Source organism: Tibeticola sediminis, from assembly GCF_003843835.1.
Taxonomy (GTDB): Bacteria; Pseudomonadota; Gammaproteobacteria; order Burkholderiales; family Burkholderiaceae_C; genus Tibeticola; species Tibeticola sediminis.
In genome coordinates, this window is the sequence record NZ_RKQL01000003.1 from 73,281 (window position 1) to 89,965 (window position 16,685).

The window sequence follows — 16,685 nt, forward strand, 5'->3', positions numbered from 1 at the left end:
GTTCAGTCGAGTCTTATCGTTATCCCTTGCGTGCAGCGGCCACTTCAGCGGGCTGCACCACCTGTCCGGTTTGGTTGGACCAGGCGTTTTTCGTGTAGGTGACGACGGCGGCGATTTCGGTGTCCGAAAGCTGCTTCCACGCCGGCATGGCACCGTTGTTCTGGCCGTTGAGCAGCACGTGGATCTGCGTCATCTTGTCCGCGTCGAGCACCTTGGGCGAGCCGTCGAGCGCCTTGATCGGGCCCGCACCCTTGCCGTTGGGCTGGTGGCAGGCGGCGCAATTGGCCGCATACACCTTCTCACCGCGTGCGACGAGGTCCGAGAGCGCCCAGACCTTGTTCGGATCATCGGCAGCAGCGGCCATTTTTTTCTTCTGATCCTCGACCCACCGCGTGTATTCGGCCTGCGGCAGCACCTTGACATGAATCGGCATGTAGGCATGTTCTTTACCGCACAGCTCCTGGCACTGGCCGTAGAAGTCACCGGTTTTTTCGGCTTTGAACCAGGTGTCGCGCACGAAGCCGGGGATGGCGTCTTGCTTGATGCCGAATTGCGGCACGGCAAAGGCGTGGATGACGTCGTTGGCGGTGGTGATGATGCGCACCTTTTTGCCCACGGGCACGACGAGCGGGTTGTCCACCTTCAGCAGGTAGTCGTCGCCCGCGGGCTTGCCTTCGGCGGACAGAATGCGCTGATTGGTGTCGAGGGTCGAAATGAAGCCGATGCCCTCGCCCTCACCGCGGATGTAGTCGTAGCCCCACTTCCACTGGTAGCCGGTGACCTTGATGGTCAGGTCTGCATTGGAGGTGTCCTTCTGGGCAATCAGCACTTTGGTGGCGGGAAGCGCCATCAGGATGACGATGATGAAGGGGATCACAGTCCACACCACTTCGACGGTGACGGACTCGTGGAAGTTGGCCGCCTTGTGACCGACCGACTTGCGGTGTTTCCAGATGGAATAGAACATCACCGAGAAGACCGCGATGAAGATGGCGGTGCATAGGATGAGCATCATCCAGTTGAGCCAATTGATTTCGGCGGCAATCTTGGTGGCCGGCTCGGGCAAGTTCAACTGACGGACCGCAGGGCCGCCGGGCAGGTCGTTGACCGCCCAGGCCGCCGTGGAGAGCCATGCAGCCGAAGCCACGCCGACGCGCTGCAACCACTGGGCGGATTGCTCGAGCTTTCTGTTCATCATGTACACCACGTTTGCCTCTGCTCCATTAAGCTTGTTACCGATTCCTGAACGGGTACCCGAAAGCGGGAACCACCCTTACACCGCCGAAGCGACTCCGCGTCCCAGCCATTGGCCGCACAGAGCGCTTTGAATTTCCCGCCCCAGCACCCGCCGATGCTCGGGCCGCAAATGACGACCGATGGCTATCGAGCGGTCGCGCGCCTGCAACACGACGAGCGCACCGGCCTCGGCCGCCGACGCATCGACGCGCACCGACGAGCGATCGAACTCGAGGCGTTCGACACGACCGGCCAGCTCGACCTCGACCGAGAGGACTCGGCCATCGAAGACCAAGCGCTCGCGATCTGCCGCGTGCCGGGCGTAGCACACGAAGGCCACCCCCACGGCGAGCAGTTCCAAACCGGAAAAACCCGCGACGAACGGCGCCCCGTGCCACCAGAAAAACCCAGACAAGCCGCCCGAGACCACGCACAAGGAGGCGTAGAGCCACAGCAGTTGGCGCGGCGTGATCGAACAGTTGCGCCGCAAGCACCACTCCAGACCTTTCGGGGAGCTTTGCGCGAGAACGGGAGCTGCAGACATGGGTGGATCGGTGGCCGAAACCCCGACGAGATATATCGGGCTTGACTTATTTTAACCCGACCGACCCAAGGTTTTGACAATTCTCAACCTTTCGCGCATTAGGGTTTGCGCTGACTCAACTGGCGTCGAAGATCGGTCACGGGGATCACGGATTCGGCCGATCGGGGCGTGCGAGGCTCCCCTTTGAAGGCGTGTCCGTAGACGATTTCGAACGTGAGGGTCAACTGCCCACCCTCGGCCGGGTTGGCCAGCGCCTCGGTGACGGCGCGCAGCCACTGCGTGCGCCAGCCTCGGCCCCGCAGCGTGGGATGGCGATCGCCATGCAGGTTGCGGCCCAGACCGCGCAGTTCCTCGAGCAGCCGCTCGGCTGTCGGGAAGGCGAGCGTGATGCGTTCCATGTCCATGACCGGTTCCGCGAAGCCGCTGTGCACGAGCATGTCCCCCCAGTCGTGCATGTCGGTGTAGGCCTGCGCGGGCGGCGGCCAGCCCTCGGCCTCGTGGAGGGCGCGCAGCTCGCGCAGCGTGTCCGGGCCGAAGCAGGAAAACATCAGAAAGCCGTCTGGCGAGAGCAGCCGGCTCCAATGCTGGAGCAAGGCCTGCGGCTCGGGATGGGCGTGCAAGCCCATGTTGGACCACAGCAGATCGACGCCGCCTTCGGGCGGGGGCGTCCAGCGATGCGGCGGCGTGCGCCAGGCCTGCGGCTGCCACCAGCGACCGCGCAAGCGCTGCTGCACCTGCGCTTGCGCCTGCGCGCTCGATTCGACGATGTGCACGGTGGCAGCCGGATAGCGGCGCAGCAGGGCCGCGTGGGTCTCCATGCCGCCGCGCCAGGGCTCCCAGTGCACCCAGGTCCGCGGCGCGCGCGTGATCCAGCCCAGCCGAGGCTCCATGCGCCGCCCGACCTCCTCGTGCAACCAGGGTGGCTGAGGGGCGACGAGACGTGCCCAACGCGCAGCGGCACGCGGATCGAGCGTTGGTGGGCGATCGGGGGACATGGCGGGCAGTATATTGAGCCCATGCTCGAGGCGATTCCAGCGTTGGCCGCATGGCTTTCGAACCGCTTGCCGGCCCGCTGCGCCGTCTGCGGAGCCTGGCCAGCGGCACCGGTTTGCGGCGCCTGCACGGCGCACTTTGCCCCCGCGCGCGCCCGGTGCATCACCTGTGCTGCGCCGCTGAAAGCGGCCGTGGCGCAGTGCGGGCGCTGCCTCATCGAACCCCCGCCAGTCGATGCGAGCTTCGCCGCGGTCGACTACGACTGGCCTTGGTCCGAACCGGTGTTGCGCTTCAAGTACGGCGGCGAAACGGCCTGGGCGCGCACTTTTGCCGAGTTGATGCGGGCCAGCCCCGGTGTCCAGCCCTGGCTCGAGGGTGTCGATGCGCTCGTGCCTCTGCCCTTGGCCCGCGCGCGGCTGCTGGAACGCGGCTACAACCAGGCGCTGCTGCTGGCTCGGGCGCTCGCGCCCCGTCGGGTGGAGCACGCTTGGCTGCAACGGGTGCGTGAGACGCCGCCACAAGAAGGGCTGTCCCGCACGCAGCGGCAACACAACGTCCGCGGCGCGTATGCGGTCGATCCACGGCTGGCGCCGCGCGTTCAAGGCCGTTCGGTGCTACTGATCGACGACGTGATGACCAGCGGCGCGTCCGTATTCGAAGCCGCGCGCGCCTTGCGCAGCGCGGGCGCCGCGCGCGTGGCGGCGCTGGTGTTTGCACGCACCGACTCGGACTGATCGGCCTGCAGCGACAATCGCGGCCCATGTTTCACATCGTCCTCGTCGAGCCGGAGATCCCCCCGAACACCGGCAACGTGATCCGCCTCGCGGCCAACACCGGCTGTGCGCTGCACCTGATCGAGCCGCTGGGCTTTTCCATGGATGACCGGCAACTGCGGCGCGCGGGGCTCGACTACCACGAGTACGCGCCGGTGCAGCGCCACGCGAGCTGGGCGGCGTTCCTCCAAAATGCGCAGCCCGACCGCGCGCGCATGTTTGCCCTGACCACGCGCGGCACACGCCGCGTGCATGACGTGGCCTTCCAGGCTGGCGATTGGCTGGTCTTTGGCGCGGAAACCCGCGGGCTGAGCGAGGCCGTGCGCGGGCAGTTTGCGCCCGAGCAGCAATTGCGCCTGCCGATGCGCGAAGGCCAGCGCAGCCTCAACCTTTCGAACGCGGTGGCGGTCACGGTGTTCGAAGCCTGGCGACAGAATGGCTTCCGGTGACTCTCTTTTTAAGAGCAGAACCTGACCGATTCACGCCGGCATCCGGGCAAAAAGACTCCAAAGTACGCCGATGAACGCCCGCTGGCCCGCGTGGGGCCCGAGCGTGCCGGCCCGCAGCTGGGATGCGCGACGCGCGGGCGGCTTGTTCAGCGTTGCCTTGGGCTCAGTAGCGCCGCACCAGCGCCTCGGCGATGCACACCGGGCGCTCGGCACCCTCGCGCTCGATGACGACGGTCCAAGCCATCTGCAGCCCGCCGCCTTCGAGCGGCTCGGCGCGATCCAGGCGCATACGTGCGCGCAGGCGGCTGCCGACCGGCACGGGCGCGGTGAAGCGCACTTTATTGAGGCCGTAGTTCACGCCCAGCTTCGATTCGGTCACTTCGAAGCTCGACTCGAAGAACTTTGGCAGCAGCGACAGGGTGAGAAAGCCATGCGCAATCGGCGCGCCGAAGGGGCCCGCCCGCGCGCGCTCGACGTCGACGTGGATCCACTGGCGGTCGTCGGTGGCTTCGGCAAAGAGGTCGATGCGCGCCTGGGTGATTTCGACCCAGTCACTCACGGCCACTTCCTGGCCGGCGCAGGCGGCGAGTTCGCCGAGGGTGCGAAAGACTTTCATGCGCCGACTGTAGCGGCGCGCCGCCTCAGGCTTTGTCGAGCCAGCGACACAGCGGCTGCCACTGTGCGAGGTCTTTCTCCACCCGCGACGGGTTGACGTCGAACAGCGTGAGGCCGTGCGCGGCCAGGTGCACGTAGTTTTGCGTGTCGCGCAGTGTGGCGAGCAGCGGCAGACCCAGTGTTTCGACGAAGCGGCGAAACTGCTCGGCGGCGTGCGTGCGCTCGTCCACGCGCATGCCCACGACGGCGGCCTCGAACCGCCCCGCATGCCGCGATTCGAGCAGTTCGTCGACGAAGGCGCGCGTGGCATAGATGTCGAACACGCTGGCTTGCAAAGGCACGAGCACGCGGTCCGCCCGCTTGAGCACTTCTTTGAGCCGCTTGCCGTGCAACCCCGCGGGTGTGTCGATCACCACATGCGTGGTGCCGCGCGGCGGACGCAGCACTTCGTCCTCGCCCAGGTCCCAAGCCGCAATCGCCGCGGCCTGCGGCGGCCGCAGGCCCAGCCACAGCCGCGCGGACTGTTGGCGGTCCAGATCCCCGAGCATCACCGCATGGCCTTGCCGCGCGTAATACCCCGCCACCTGGGTGGCCAGGGTGGACTTTCCGACCCCGCCTTTGGGGTTGGCGACGACGATGACCGGCATGATGGCACCCTCCGTTCTCCAGCGATGCTAACGGCTGCCCAGGAGTCCCTCAAGGCCGCTGCGACGCAACGCATCCGCGTGCTCGTGCCAAACAGGCTTTCCACGAGGTCGAGCGCCGGGTTGAGTTCGACGATATCGAGCGAGCCGAGCAGGCTGCGGCCGCATGAGCCTTCCGCACGGTCGCTTTTCCCGATAGCCCGGCGTGAAATGCTGCTTCTTTGCTCTTATTTTGGTAGTCACGGCAGCGCATCCCACACCAGCTTGACCCCGGTGAGCGCCATGCCCGCGAGCACGAGGCGGTAGAACAGTGCCGCGTCGATGCGCCGCGCAATCCGCACCCCGGCCCACACGCCCAAGGGCGCGAACGGCAGCAGCACCAGCGCGGTCGAGAGCAAGCGCGCGTCAAACAGACCCAGCATCGCGTATGGAACCCATTTCGAAAGGTTGATGACGAAAAAGAAGAAAGCCATCGTCCCGGTGAAGCGCACGGGCGAGAGCTTGAGCGGAATGACGTAGGCATTGATTGGCGGCCCGCCCGCGTGGGCGATGAAGCTCGTGAAGCCCGAGGTCGCTGCCAACAGCGCGCCCACCCAACGCGGCGGCGGGGGCTGCCGCGGCCGCGGCGGGAACAACAGCCGCTGCGCGACGAACACCAGCGTCGCCACGCCCACGATGCCGGCGACCCAACGAGGCGACAGCCCTTGAAACAACATGGCGCCGACGACGATTCCCAAGAGGCCAAACGGCAGCAGAAAGCGCAGGAGCTTTGCGTCGAAGTCTTTGCGGAATGCCGCCATGCCCAACAGATCCATGACCAGCAGTACCGGCATCAACATCGCCGCGGCCTCGGGCACGGTCACGACCAGGGCCATCATCGGCACCGCCAGCGAACCAAAGCCCGCGCCAAAGCCGCTCTTGCTGAGGCCCAGCAGCAACACCGCCGGGATGGAGAAAGCGTAGAACACGGGATCAGTGATGGGTTGGAACGGCATCCGAGGGCCTGTCAGCAGGGGGCGGGTTTCTGGAACGCGACGATACACGCGACCGCCCGGGGTCGTCGGCTCGGCCGCGGCGGGCCAGCGGCGACAATCGCACCATGAATCCGAACCTCCAACATTGGGGCGAAGAGCTGCGCCTGCTGGTGGAATGGCTGGCGACGGCGGCGTTTGCGCTCTCGGGCATCCTCGAAGCCGCCCGCAAGCGACTCGACGCGGTGGGCGTGTGCGTGGTGGCTTTCCTCGCGGCCTTTGGCGGCGGGACGCTGCGCGACCTGCTGCTCGACCAGCGACCGTTTTTCTGGGTGGCCCATGTCGAGGTGCTGTGGGCGGTGCTGGCGCTGGCCGTTGCAGCCATGCTGTGGCTGCGCCACCAACATCTGGAACCCACCGAACGCGCGATCCAGTGGCCCGACGCACTGGGCCTGGGGCTGTTCACCGCGGCGGGCACGCACCGCGCGCTGCTCGAAGGCATGCCCGCGCTCGTCGCCGTGCTCATGGGCGTGCTGACCGCCGTTTTTGGCGGCGTACTGCGCGACGTGGTCTGCAACGAAATCCCGACCGCCTTCCGCGACCACCGGCCGTATGCCGTGTGCGCGTTCGCCGGCGGCTGGGTCTATGTGGGGCTGTGGCGCTCCGATGCGCCCGGCTGGGCCGCCTTGACGGCCTGCGTGCTGGTCACGGCAGGCCTGCGCGGCCTCGCCCTGTGGCGCAACTGGCGGCTGCCGCAGTGGCAGCCTTGAGGCCAGGCTGATGACGGCCCGCGCCCGGCCGTCCCTCACACCCGCTCGAGCACCACCGCAATCCCCTGCCCCACGCCGATGCACATGGTGCACAGCGCGTAGCGGCCGCCAGTGGCGTGCAAGCGGTTGACCGCCGTCGTCGCCAGCCGCGCGCCGCTCGCCCCCAGCGGGTGACCGAGCGCAATCGCCCCACCCCAGGCATTGACGCGGGCGTCGTCGTCGGCCAGGCCCAACAGGCGCAGCACGGCGAGCCCCTGCGCGGCGAAGGCTTCGTTGAGTTCAATGACGTCGATCTGGTCGAGCGTGAGCCCGGTGAGTGCCAGCACCTTCTGCGTGGCCGGCGCCGGCCCGATGCCCATGATGCGCGGCGGCACACCCGCACAGGCCATGCCGACCACCCGCGCCTTCGGGCTCAGGCCGTACCGGGCCGCCGTGGCTTCGTCGGCCAGCAGGAGCGCACAGGCGCCGTCGTTGACGCCGCTGGCATTGCCCGCCGTCACCGTGCCATCGGGCCGCACCACCCCCTTGAGTCGGGCCAGCGCCTCGAGGCTGGTTTCCCGCGGATGTTCATCGGTGTCGACCACGACCGCGTCGCCCTTTTTCTGCGGAATCGTCACGGGACAGATTTCGCGCGCCAAGTGCCCGGCTTTTTGCGCTGCGACCGCCTTGAGTTGGCTCGCCAAGGCCATGCGGTCCTGCGCCTCGCGCTCGATGCCAAACTCGGCGGCGACGTTCTCGGCCGTCTCGGGCATCGAGTCGACGCCGTATTTTTCCTTCATCAAGCGGTTCACGAAACGCCAGCCGATGGTGGTGTCGTAAATGGCTGCGGCGCGACTGAACGCCGCTTCGGCCTTGGGCATCACGAAGGGCGCGCGGCTCATGCTCTCCACGCCGCCGGCGATCATCAGGCTGGCTTCGCCCGCGCGGATGGCCCGTGCGGCGGTCCCGAGTGCGTCGAGCCCCGAGCCACACAGGCGGTTGATGGTGGCACCAGGCACCTCGGGCGGCAAGCCCGCGAGCAGGCTGGCCATGCGCGCGACGTTGCGGTTGTCTTCGCCGGCTTGATTGGCGCAGCCGTAGAGCACATCGCTGACGGCCTGCCAGTCGACTTTCGGATTGCGCGCCATCAAGGCCTGGATGGGAATGGCACCGAGATCGTCGGTGCGCACGCTGCTGAGCGCGCCGCCATAGCGGCCGATGGGGGTGCGGATGGCGTCGCAGATGTACGCAGTGTTCATAAGGTCTCCTCCGGTCGTCAGATCCCGCAACTGTACCCGCGCCACGCCGTAGCCCGACGCTGCGCGACAATCGCAGCCATGCTGATTCAACCCTCCCAGGCCGATGTGCGGCGCTTTTTTTGCGGGGTCTATGCCAAACAACGCTCGGGCGAGCCGATGGAAGCCATTGAGACGCTGGCGGGGCTGTGGATCGATGAACACCCCGAATACCACGCGACGCTCGCCGATGTCGATGCCGCTCTCGCCGCCATGCACGACGCCAACCCCGCGCGCGAGAACCCCTTTTTGCATCTATCCATGCACCTGTCGATCAGCGAACAGTGCAGCATCGACCAGCCGCGCGGCATCCGCCAGGCGGTCGAACTGCTGGCAGCGCGCCGCGGCAGCCTGCATGAAGCGCACCACGAGGTCATGGACTGCCTCGGCCGCATGATCTGGGAAAGCCAACGCGCCGGGCGCATGCCCGACGGCGCAGCCTATGTGGATTGCGTGCAACGGCGTGCCACGGCGGACTGAACCTAAATCCGGCAGTTGACCGCTTCTCGTGAAAAGAAGGTATTGATGTTTCAACAATCTTCGGTGCGGCGGCCGTTCACCATTTGGGTGAGCGCTGCGCACCCGTTCGAGTCGCCCTCGGGCGCGGGGGCGACCCGCCCGGGTGCGCCCAACTGCCGGATTTAGGTTGAAGCGGTTTATGCTACGTTTTCAATAGCGCATAACGCCCAATTCACGCCGGCGTTCTGGCGTTTTCGTTCGCAAACCCACCGACAGGGCACAAAAAAACCCGCGGCGGCGGGTTTTTTTTTACTGGCGCACGCCGATCAGCGGCGGAAGCGCGGCTCGGGCTGGGTCTTGAGTTCGCCGTCGAGCTTGCTGATGTAGCCGGCGAGCGCCTTGAGTTCGCCCAACTCGAACTGCTTGGCAATGCCGCCCATGATGGCGTTGCTCCGACCCCAGGTGGCATGGGTGTCGTCCTTGTAGGACTTGAGCGCCACGTAGAGGTAGTCGGCCGGCTGGCCCGCGATCTTGGGATAGCTCGGGTCGATGGGCTTGGAGAGATTCGCGCCGTGGCAAGACGCGCACGCCCCCTTGGCCAGCAATTCCGCCACCTTCGCGTCGGGCTGAACGCGAGGCTGTTCCGGCGCAGTGGGGAACGGAGCGCCGTTCTTCGCGTAGAAGGCTGCCAGGTCGGCCATGTCCTGCTCGGTGAGGCTGGCCGCAATGCCGCGCATCGTCGGGTTGTGGCGCTCGCCCTTTTGGTAAGCGCGCAGCGCAGCCTCGATGTACTTGGCATTCTGGCCCGAAATCATGGGCACGCGGTAGACCTCGGGGAAGGTGGCTTTGTAGCCGACAATCCCGTGGCAGCCGATGCACATTTCGGCTTTCTTCGCGCCGGCTTCGGCGTTGCCGGAAACCTCTTGGGCGTGGGCTGAAAAAGACGTCACGAACGCGACAGAGAGGGCGGCTACCGAAGTCAGCAGAAGGTTCATTTTGCGCGCAGAATCGTTCGAGGTTTGATAAATATCAACGCTGGATTATATCGACCGACTCACGCGCTTCGGCATCCGCGTTTTCCACTACGACACCGCTTGCATCCATGAAATTCAAAGGCAGTTCCAACTACGTCGCCACGCAAGACCTCATGCTGGCCGTCAACGCCGCCATCACGCTCAAGCGCCCGCTGCTGGTCAAGGGCGAGCCCGGCACCGGCAAGACCATGCTGGCCGAGGAAGTCGCCGCTGCGCTGAACCTGCCGCTGCTGCAGTGGCACATCAAGAGCACGACCAAAGCCCAGCAAGGGCTCTACGAATACGACGCCGTGAGCCGCCTGCGCGACAGCCAACTCGGCGACGAGCGGGTGAAAGACATCCACAACTACATCGTCAAGGGCGTGCTTTGGCAGGCCTTCGTGTCCGAGCAGCCGGTGGCCCTCTTGATCGACGAGATCGACAAAGCCGACATCGAATTCCCGAACGACCTCCTGCGCGAACTCGACCGCATGGAGTTTTACTGTTACGAGACCCGCGAGATGATCCGCGCCCGGCACCGCCCGCTGGTGTTCATCACCTCGAACAACGAAAAAGAGCTGCCCGACGCCTTCCTGCGCCGCTGCTTCTTCCACTACATCAAGTTCCCCGACGCCGACACCATGCGGCAAATCGTCGACGTGCACTTCCCTGGCCTCAAGCGCGAACTGCTCACCGCCGCCATGAAGACCTTCTACGACGTGCGCAACCTGCCCGGCCTGAAGAAAAAACCCTCGACCAGCGAACTGCTCGATTGGCTCAAGCTGCTGGTGGCCGAGGACATTCCGACCGAAGCCCTGCACAGCGCCGACGGCAAGGTCAGCGTGCCGCCGCTGGTGGGCGCTTTGCTCAAGAACGAGCAGGACGTCACGTTGTTCGAGAAACTCGTGTTCATGAACCAGAGGAACCGATGAGCGAGGGCACGAAGCGCTGGGTCGAGCCGGTGGTGCTGTGCGACCGCGGCATCCGCCTCGAGCCGCTCGAGCGGGCGCACGAAGCTGGTTTGCGCGCGGCCGCGGCCGACGGCGCGCTGTGGAACTTGCGCGTCACTTCGGTGCCTGAGCCGGAGCAGACCGCTGCCTACATCGAAACCGCCCTCGCCCAGCGCGCCGAAGGCAGCCGCCTTGCCTTCGCGGTGGTGGACGAGGCCAGCGGCCAGGTGCTCGGCAGCACGAGTTACCACGACATCCTGCCGGCCGTGAAGCGGCTGGAAATCGGCTGGACCTGGTACGCGCAGCGGGTGCAGCGCACCCATGTCAACACGGTCTGCAAGCTGATGCTGATGCAGCACGCCTTCGAAACGCTGGGCGCGCGCATCGTCGGCTGGCGCACCGACAACTTCAACTTCGCCTCGCAGCGCGCCATCGAGCGCCTGGGCGCGAAGAAGGACGGCGTGATCCGCGGCCAGGCCCTGCGGCGCGACGGCACCATCCGCGACACCGTCATGTACAGCCTGAGCGCATTCGAATGGCCCGAATCGCGCGCCCAGCTGCTCGACCGGCTGCGCCGCCACGACGCCGCTGCCCGGGAGTCCTGACATGCTCATCGACTTCTTCTACACCTTGCGTGCCGCCAAGCTGCCCGTCTCGGTCAAGGAATTCTTGACCCTGCTCGAGGCCTTGCAGGCCGACGTGGTCGGCCCGCGCACCGAGGACGCCTGCAGCCTCGACGACTTTTATTACCTCGCGCGTGCCACGCTCGTCAAAGACGAGAAGCACTACGACAAGTTCGACCGTGCGTTCGCCGCCTACTTCAAGGGCGTCGAGCTGCTCACCGACTTCACCAAGGAGATCCCGCAGGACTGGCTGCGCAAGCTGCTCGAGCGCGAACTCTCACCCGAAGAGAAGGCCGCCATTGAGAAAATGGGCTGGGACGAGCTCATGGAGACGCTCAAAAAACGGCTCGAAGAGCAGAAAGAGCGGCACGAAGGCGGCAACAAGTGGATCGGCACCGGCGGCACCAGCCCCTTCGGCCACGGCGGCTACAACCCGCAAGGCATCCGCATCGGCGGCAAGGGCGGCAACAAGAGCGCGGTCAAGGTCTGGGACCAGCGCGCCTACCGGGACTACGACGACACGCAGGAGCTCGGCACCCGCAACATCAAGGTCGCCTTGCGCCGCCTGCGCAAGTTCGCCCGCGAAGGCCATGAGCTCGAGCTCGACCTGCCCGACACCATCCGGGCCACCGCGGCGAACGCGGGTTATCTCGACCTCAAGATGATCCCCGAGCGGCACAACAACGTCAAAGTGCTGCTGCTCATGGATGTCGGCGGCACGATGGACGAGCACATCGCGCGCGTCGAGGAACTGTTTTCCGCCGTCAAGAGCGAGTTCAAGCACCTCGAGTTCTATTACTTCCACAACTGCGTCTACGACTTCCTGTGGAAGAACAACCGCCGGCGCTTCGCGGAGAAGTTCCCCACCTGGGACATCATCCGCAAGTACAACAAGGACTACAAACTCATCTTCGTCGGCGACGCGACGATGAGCCCTTATGAAATCCTGCAACCTGGCGGCAGCGTTGAATACAACAACGAAGAAGCCGGCGCCGAGTGGCTGCAGCGGCTCACCCACGCCTTCCCCAAATTCGCCTGGATCAATCCCGAACCGCAAGGCGTCTGGGAATACCGCCAGAGCATCGCCATCATCCGCCAACTCATGGGCAACCGCATGTACCCGCTGACCCTCAAAGGACTCGAAGAGGCCATGCGGCTGCTGAGTAAATGAAACTGGCCTCGGCTCGGAGCGGCATTCAGCCGCGCCGTCGGTCTTGCATCTCCGCCCCCATGCGGGCCAACTCCGCGTCCGAAAACAGCGGCCTTGCCGCCGGATAGGCCGCTTGCTCTTCGAGCGCGACATGCGCGCGGTTCATCGCAATGAATGCAGCGGCATCGGCTCGGGCATCGGCGTCCAAGGGTGCTGGCGTCGGCGCGTGCACCCAGTCCTCGAGCCGCGCGCGCAGACGCGGCCAGGCTTCGTTGAACCGGCGGTGCTCGGCCTGCAATTGCTGCACCACCTCGCGCAAACGCGCATCTCCCAGGGCCAGCAAGGCGGGGAACACATGACGTTCCTCGTCCTCATGATGCTGCGGAGCCGCACGGTCGAAATAGCGCAGCACGTCCTTCGCCGCCGAACGCGAGGCCGCATCATGCCCCTGCGCGTCGATGTGTGCCACCAAACGCTCAAGCAGATCGAGCGAGCGCAACACCCGCTCGTGACAGCCCTCGAGCATGTCGAAGGGCGCATCGAAACCCGCGACGGGCGCGGCAAATCCCGGAAACGAAATCGTCGTATTCATGTTGAAGAGCCTTCCCAAAGCGGACGGACGCGGCCGCAATCACCCGAGACGCGCCGCAAGGAAGAGCATAGGCCCCAAACCCGCCCACTACAATCGCAACACCCTGCCGCGCGTAGGGGATGCATCGACATCCGACCCTCGGGCCGCCGTAGTTCAATGGATAGAACGGGGACCTCCTAAGTCTCAGATACAGGTTCGATTCCTGTCGGGGGCACCAGCAAAAAAAAGCCGCCAGAGGGTCTGGCGGCTTTTTGGGGCAAGCGGCGCAACGCCGGCTGCGATCAGATGGCAGCGTATCCCGGATTGGGCAGCACGTCGCCGACGAGTTTGGGGGTATTGAGTTTGCGCGGCGCCACCTTGCCGCCGCGGGCCTTGAGCCAGGTCTCGACGACTTCCCAAACCTGCGGGTTGCCTTGGTTTTTCGCCTCTTCGGCCACCGGTGCCCATCCGGCGACCTTGTATTTCTTGTTGGCCTCGATCGGCTTGCCATTGAGGCGCATGTCATCGATGCGCTTGCCCATGCCGGCCGTCGGGTTGCAGCTGTAGGTCAAGCCGCCGACGCGCACCATGTCACCCCCCTGTTGGTAGTAAGGGTCGGGGTTGAACAGGTTGTCGCACACGTCTTCGAGCACCGTCTTGATCGTCTCGCCGGTCATTTCGGTGACCGTGGCATACGAATACGTCGTCGCCGTCATGTCGAGCAGCCACTCACGCGTGATCGGCTGCCCGGGCAGCAGCGTCGTGCCCCAGCGGAAGCCCGGCGAGAATGCGATCTCGGCGCCCTGAACGTCCATCAACGCGTCGACCAGCAGCTGGTCGCCGGTGCCGTTGAAGTTGCCGCGACGGTAGAGCAGGCCCTCGGTGATGGCCAACTGCTCGCTGAGCTTGCTCTCGTAGGGCGCGCGGATCTTGGTGATGAGCGCATCCATCTCCTTGTCCGCCGGCAGCATGTTGGCGAACACCGGCAGCAGCTTGTAGCGGTAATCCACCACCTTGCCGCCCTTGACGTCGAAGTCCAGCACGCCGAGGAACTTGCCGTTCGAGCCGGCGTTGGTGACGAGCGTCTTGCCACCCTTGTTGCTGACGATGGACGCCACCGGCATGCCATCGTGCGTGTGGCCACCCATGATGGCGTCGATACCGCTCACACGGCTGGCCATCTTCAGGTCCACATCCATGCCGTTGTGGCTGATGACGACGACCACCTGTGCACCCTTGGCGCGGGCCTCATCGACCATCTTCTGCATGTTCTCGTCCTGGATCCCGAAGGCCCAGTCGGCCACCATGTAGCGCGGGTTGGCGATCGGCGTGTAGGGGAAGGCCTGGCCAATGATGGCGCACGGAACCCCGTTGATTTCGCGGATCACATAGGGTTTGAAGACCGGGTCACCAAAATCATTGGTCTTGACGTTCTGCGCCACGAAATCGACCTTGCCGGCAAAGTCTTTCTCGACGATCTCCTTGACACGCTCCATGCCCAGGGTGAATTCCCAGTGGCCGGTCATCACATCGACCCCCAGCAGCTTGCACGCATCGACCATGTCCTGGCCATTCGTCCAGAGCGCCGTCCCCGAACCCTGCCAGGTATCACCGCCGTCGAGCAGCAAGGCGCCGGGTCGGCTCGCCTTCATCCGCTTGACCAGCGTGGCGAGGTGCGCAAACCCACCCACCTTGCCGTAGCGCTTGGCGGCTTTCTCGAAATCGAGATAGGTCAGCGCGTGGGCCTCGGCCGTGCCCGGGCGCACCTTGGCCACCTTCAGCAAATGCTCGCCGACGAGGTGGGGCAGGTTGCCCTTCATCGAACCAATGCCGAGGTTGATGTGCGGTTCACGGAAATAAATCGGCTTGAGCTGCGCGTGGCAGTCCGTCATGTGCAGAAAGGACACATTCCCGAAACGGGGAATGTCGTACAAACCCTGAGACGCCGTCGCGGCGTCCGCTTCGGCCCAGCGGCCCAAGCCCATGCCCGCCACGGCGCCCGCGCCGAGCACCTGGAAAAATTCGCGTTTCGTCAGATTCATGATTCAGCAAAGATGAATGGATTCGTCGAAGAAAAACCCGGCGGAGCCGGGCTTTCCAAGGGGCTCACTGGTTGACCGGAGATTTCGGATCCAGTAACAGCGCCACAACGTGGCGGATCTGGTCCTCGGTCAGGATGCCCTTATGGCCGGCACGCGGCATGTTGGAACACGCGTTATACGCCTTGGAGTTGTAGATCTTGCCCCAGGTGTATTCGACGATGGCCTTCGCCGCAGGGCTGTTCGGGTCGGTCACGCCACGAAGCTTGCCGTAGTTCCACAGGCTCGGACCGATCGTGCCGTAGGAAATTTCTTTCTTGTCGATCTGGTGGCAGTTGTAGCAGTTGCCGCCGTTGACCACTTTGGCGTCGTCGCTCCAGGTCAGGCCGCGACCACTTTGGGCGATTTTTTCGCCCTCTTTCCAATCCCCCAGGAATTTCCCGTCCTTGGGCCATTGGATGGTCTTGAAGTTGACCGCCTCCAAGCGCTTGGCGGTGGCTTCGTCGAGCGGCTTGCCCGCAACGTCGGCTGCGCTGCACAGCCGCAGGGTTTCGTCGATCTCTTGCAGGATCGAAGCCTTCACGATGCCCTTGTCGTGAAAGTCTTTTTTCACGATTTGAGCGGTCAGGGCGTCATAGTCCGGCGTCGCCCCAGGCCCGCCCGCACAACCGACGAGGGCAGCGACCGCGACCGACGCACCCACGAGCGCGAACAGATGTTTCGTCTTCATGCTGGATGTCTCCCGTATCAGCGTTTGATGGCCGGAACCGCGGACTTCGCGCCATTGGCGTTGACGCCGAGGTACACGCTCAGGGCGATCGTGGCGTCGCCAGCATAGTCGGGCTCAGGGAATCGCTGCTGGCGATAGCAGTCGTTCAGGCGATGCTGCATGCTCCACATCTGTCCGTTGGACACTCGATACGCCGGCCATGCGGCAAAGCCCACGCCGTCGCCCGGGTTCTTCGTGAGATTGGGCAAGTCCTGCAGGCGAATGCGCCAACCGTCACCCCCGTGGCATGAAGCGCAAGAAAAATCATGAGGGCCCGCCCGCATGAAGAAGAGGCGCTTACCCACTTCGTACGCCGTCTTTTCTTCGGGACGGGTCTGCGGAACATTGAACCGCATCCCTTTGGACTCCGCACCAATCCAGGTCACCAGCGCCGTGATGTTGGCCTTCTCCCCTTTCCCAAACGGCGTCTTGGCAATTTCGGCGGCGTTGAAACCCTGCAAGGTTTCCATGCAGGTCAGCAAGCGCGACTCCAAATCCTGAACGCGCTTGGTGTCGGGGAAATACCGAGGCAGTTCGACAAAAGCGCCTTTGACGACGCCCGGGCCCTTGCCCAGGTCACACTGTTCCAGGGATGCATTCTTCGGACCCCGCTTGGTTTTCCAAAGATCCTCACCCTTGGCCTCGAACAGATCGGCAGGGTTGCCGTCCTGCAACATGGCCCGATATTCCTCGATCGAATCGACCGCCGACTTTTGGGCCCATGCGACCGAACCCGCCAGGGCAGCCAGCATCGCGATCGGCACAACGTTTCGCTTCATAGGGAGACCTCGTCCAAAAAAGGAAAAGGGGTGAGGCGAGCCCCACCCCGTGACGACTGCTGG

At 64.9% G+C, this 16,685-nt stretch carries 19 protein-coding genes, 1 tRNA gene and 1 pseudogene; 8 read left to right on the forward strand and 13 right to left on the reverse strand.

Translation table 11 applies throughout. The annotated features are described in order from the left end of the window. Nucleotides 1-19 precede the first annotated feature (19 nt). The 3 genes from coxB to EDC62_RS07290 form a co-directional block, all read right to left on the reverse strand. Nucleotides 20-1,195 carry a cytochrome c oxidase subunit II gene (gene coxB, locus EDC62_RS07280; RefSeq protein ID WP_124222658.1) on the reverse strand — a complete coding sequence of 392 codons (1,176 nt, stop codon included), beginning with the start codon at nucleotides 1,193-1,195 and terminating at the stop codon, nucleotides 20-22. A gap of 78 nt (nucleotides 1,196-1,273) precedes the next feature. Next, nucleotides 1,274-1,780, reverse strand: a complete 507-nt coding sequence (locus EDC62_RS07285; protein ID WP_124222187.1) for a DUF2244 domain-containing protein — start codon at nucleotides 1,778-1,780, stop codon at nucleotides 1,274-1,276. A 98-nt stretch (nucleotides 1,781-1,878) separates the two neighbouring features. Beyond that, nucleotides 1,879-2,775 (reverse strand): class I SAM-dependent methyltransferase, encoded by an 897-nt coding sequence (locus tag EDC62_RS07290; RefSeq protein WP_124222189.1) that lies wholly within the window; start codon nucleotides 2,773-2,775, stop codon nucleotides 1,879-1,881. Nucleotides 2,776-2,796: 21 nt separating this feature from the next. On the opposite strand from EDC62_RS07290, the gene EDC62_RS07295 reads away from it, so the two are divergent. Both EDC62_RS07295 and trmL read left to right on the forward strand, forming a co-directional pair. Next, a complete protein-coding gene (locus EDC62_RS07295) occupies nucleotides 2,797-3,507 on the forward strand; it encodes a ComF family protein (RefSeq protein WP_124222191.1) in 711 nt (236 codons plus the stop codon). Nucleotides 3,508-3,533: 26 nt separating this feature from the next. Further along, entirely contained in the window at nucleotides 3,534-3,995 is a 462-nt protein-coding gene (trmL, locus tag EDC62_RS07300; protein ID WP_124222193.1) for a tRNA (uridine(34)/cytosine(34)/5-carboxymethylaminomethyluridine(34)-2'-O)-methyltransferase TrmL, read from the forward strand. Nucleotides 3,996-4,158: 163 nt separating this feature from the next. Here trmL and EDC62_RS07305 read toward each other — a convergent pair whose 3' ends face one another. From EDC62_RS07305 to EDC62_RS07315, 4 genes and pseudogenes are all read right to left on the reverse strand, one after another. Beyond that, nucleotides 4,159-4,611 (reverse strand): MaoC family dehydratase, encoded by a 453-nt coding sequence (locus EDC62_RS07305; protein ID WP_124222195.1) that lies wholly within the window; start codon nucleotides 4,609-4,611, stop codon nucleotides 4,159-4,161. Nucleotides 4,612-4,636: 25 nt separating this feature from the next. Beyond that, on the reverse strand, nucleotides 4,637-5,257 hold the full coding sequence (locus tag EDC62_RS07310) for a ParA family protein (RefSeq protein WP_124222197.1): 621 nt from the start codon (nucleotides 5,255-5,257) through the stop codon (nucleotides 4,637-4,639). A gap of 68 nt (nucleotides 5,258-5,325) precedes the next feature. Continuing rightward, nucleotides 5,326-5,458 (reverse strand): annotated as a pseudogene (locus EDC62_RS13300) (arginase); the annotation flags it as partial. A 35-nt stretch (nucleotides 5,459-5,493) separates the two neighbouring features. Then, nucleotides 5,494-6,249, reverse strand: coding sequence for a sulfite exporter TauE/SafE family protein (locus tag EDC62_RS07315; protein ID WP_124222199.1), 756 nt, complete (start codon nucleotides 6,247-6,249; stop codon nucleotides 5,494-5,496). Nucleotides 6,250-6,353: 104 nt separating this feature from the next. On the opposite strand from EDC62_RS07315, the gene EDC62_RS07320 reads away from it, so the two are divergent. Next, nucleotides 6,354-6,995, forward strand: a complete 642-nt coding sequence (locus EDC62_RS07320; RefSeq protein WP_124222201.1) for a trimeric intracellular cation channel family protein — start codon at nucleotides 6,354-6,356, stop codon at nucleotides 6,993-6,995. A gap of 35 nt (nucleotides 6,996-7,030) precedes the next feature. Here EDC62_RS07320 and pcaF read toward each other — a convergent pair whose 3' ends face one another. Beyond that, nucleotides 7,031-8,233, reverse strand: a complete 1,203-nt coding sequence (gene pcaF / locus EDC62_RS07325; protein WP_124222203.1) for a 3-oxoadipyl-CoA thiolase — start codon at nucleotides 8,231-8,233, stop codon at nucleotides 7,031-7,033. An 81-nt stretch (nucleotides 8,234-8,314) separates the two neighbouring features. On the opposite strand from pcaF, the gene EDC62_RS07330 reads away from it, so the two are divergent. Continuing rightward, nucleotides 8,315-8,749, forward strand: coding sequence for a DUF1841 family protein (locus tag EDC62_RS07330; RefSeq protein WP_124222660.1), 435 nt, complete (start codon nucleotides 8,315-8,317; stop codon nucleotides 8,747-8,749). 305 nt (nucleotides 8,750-9,054) lie between these two features. Here EDC62_RS07330 and EDC62_RS07335 read toward each other — a convergent pair whose 3' ends face one another. After that, a complete protein-coding gene (locus EDC62_RS07335; protein ID WP_124222205.1) occupies nucleotides 9,055-9,723 on the reverse strand; it encodes a c-type cytochrome in 669 nt (222 codons plus the stop codon). A 107-nt stretch (nucleotides 9,724-9,830) separates the two neighbouring features. On the opposite strand from EDC62_RS07335, the gene EDC62_RS07340 reads away from it, so the two are divergent. From EDC62_RS07340 to EDC62_RS07350, 3 genes are read left to right on the forward strand one after another with little or no spacing between them, the layout of a single operon-like run. Beyond that, the gene (locus EDC62_RS07340) at nucleotides 9,831-10,673 is read left to right on the forward strand and encodes an AAA family ATPase (RefSeq protein WP_124222207.1); all 843 of its coding nucleotides are present in this window, start codon (nucleotides 9,831-9,833) and stop codon (nucleotides 10,671-10,673) included. Next, a complete protein-coding gene (locus EDC62_RS07345; protein ID WP_124222209.1) occupies nucleotides 10,670-11,296 on the forward strand; it encodes a GNAT family N-acetyltransferase in 627 nt (208 codons plus the stop codon). The genes EDC62_RS07340 and EDC62_RS07345 overlap by 4 nt, the downstream gene beginning before the upstream one ends. Before the next feature lies 1 nt (nucleotide 11,297). Then, nucleotides 11,298-12,485 (forward strand): vWA domain-containing protein, encoded by a 1,188-nt coding sequence (locus EDC62_RS07350; RefSeq protein ID WP_124222211.1) that lies wholly within the window; start codon nucleotides 11,298-11,300, stop codon nucleotides 12,483-12,485. Between the two features lie 25 nt (nucleotides 12,486-12,510). Here the strand turns inward: EDC62_RS07350 and EDC62_RS07355 are convergent, their stop codons facing one another. Beyond that, nucleotides 12,511-13,056, reverse strand: a complete 546-nt coding sequence (locus tag EDC62_RS07355; RefSeq protein WP_124222213.1) for a hemerythrin domain-containing protein — start codon at nucleotides 13,054-13,056, stop codon at nucleotides 12,511-12,513. Nucleotides 13,057-13,198: 142 nt separating this feature from the next. Here EDC62_RS07355 and EDC62_RS07360 point away from each other — a divergent pair. Further along, nucleotides 13,199-13,273 (forward strand) — tRNA-Arg (locus tag EDC62_RS07360). A gap of 64 nt (nucleotides 13,274-13,337) precedes the next feature. Here the strand turns inward: EDC62_RS07360 and soxB are convergent. The 3 genes from soxB to soxA all read right to left on the reverse strand — a co-directional run bounded on the left by soxB (nucleotide 13,338) and on the right by soxA (nucleotide 16,622). Then, nucleotides 13,338-15,077: a thiosulfohydrolase SoxB gene (soxB, locus tag EDC62_RS07365; protein WP_124222215.1), complete on the reverse strand. Its 1,740-nt coding sequence runs from the start codon at nucleotides 15,075-15,077 to the stop codon at nucleotides 13,338-13,340. Between the two features lie 64 nt (nucleotides 15,078-15,141). Next, complete coding sequence (gene soxX, locus EDC62_RS07370; protein WP_124222217.1) at nucleotides 15,142-15,804, reverse strand: sulfur oxidation c-type cytochrome SoxX; 663 nt, start codon at nucleotides 15,802-15,804, stop codon at nucleotides 15,142-15,144. A gap of 17 nt (nucleotides 15,805-15,821) precedes the next feature. Further along, complete coding sequence (gene soxA, locus EDC62_RS07375; protein ID WP_124222219.1) at nucleotides 15,822-16,622, reverse strand: sulfur oxidation c-type cytochrome SoxA; 801 nt, start codon at nucleotides 16,620-16,622, stop codon at nucleotides 15,822-15,824. Between the last annotated feature and the right edge of the window lie 63 nt (nucleotides 16,623-16,685).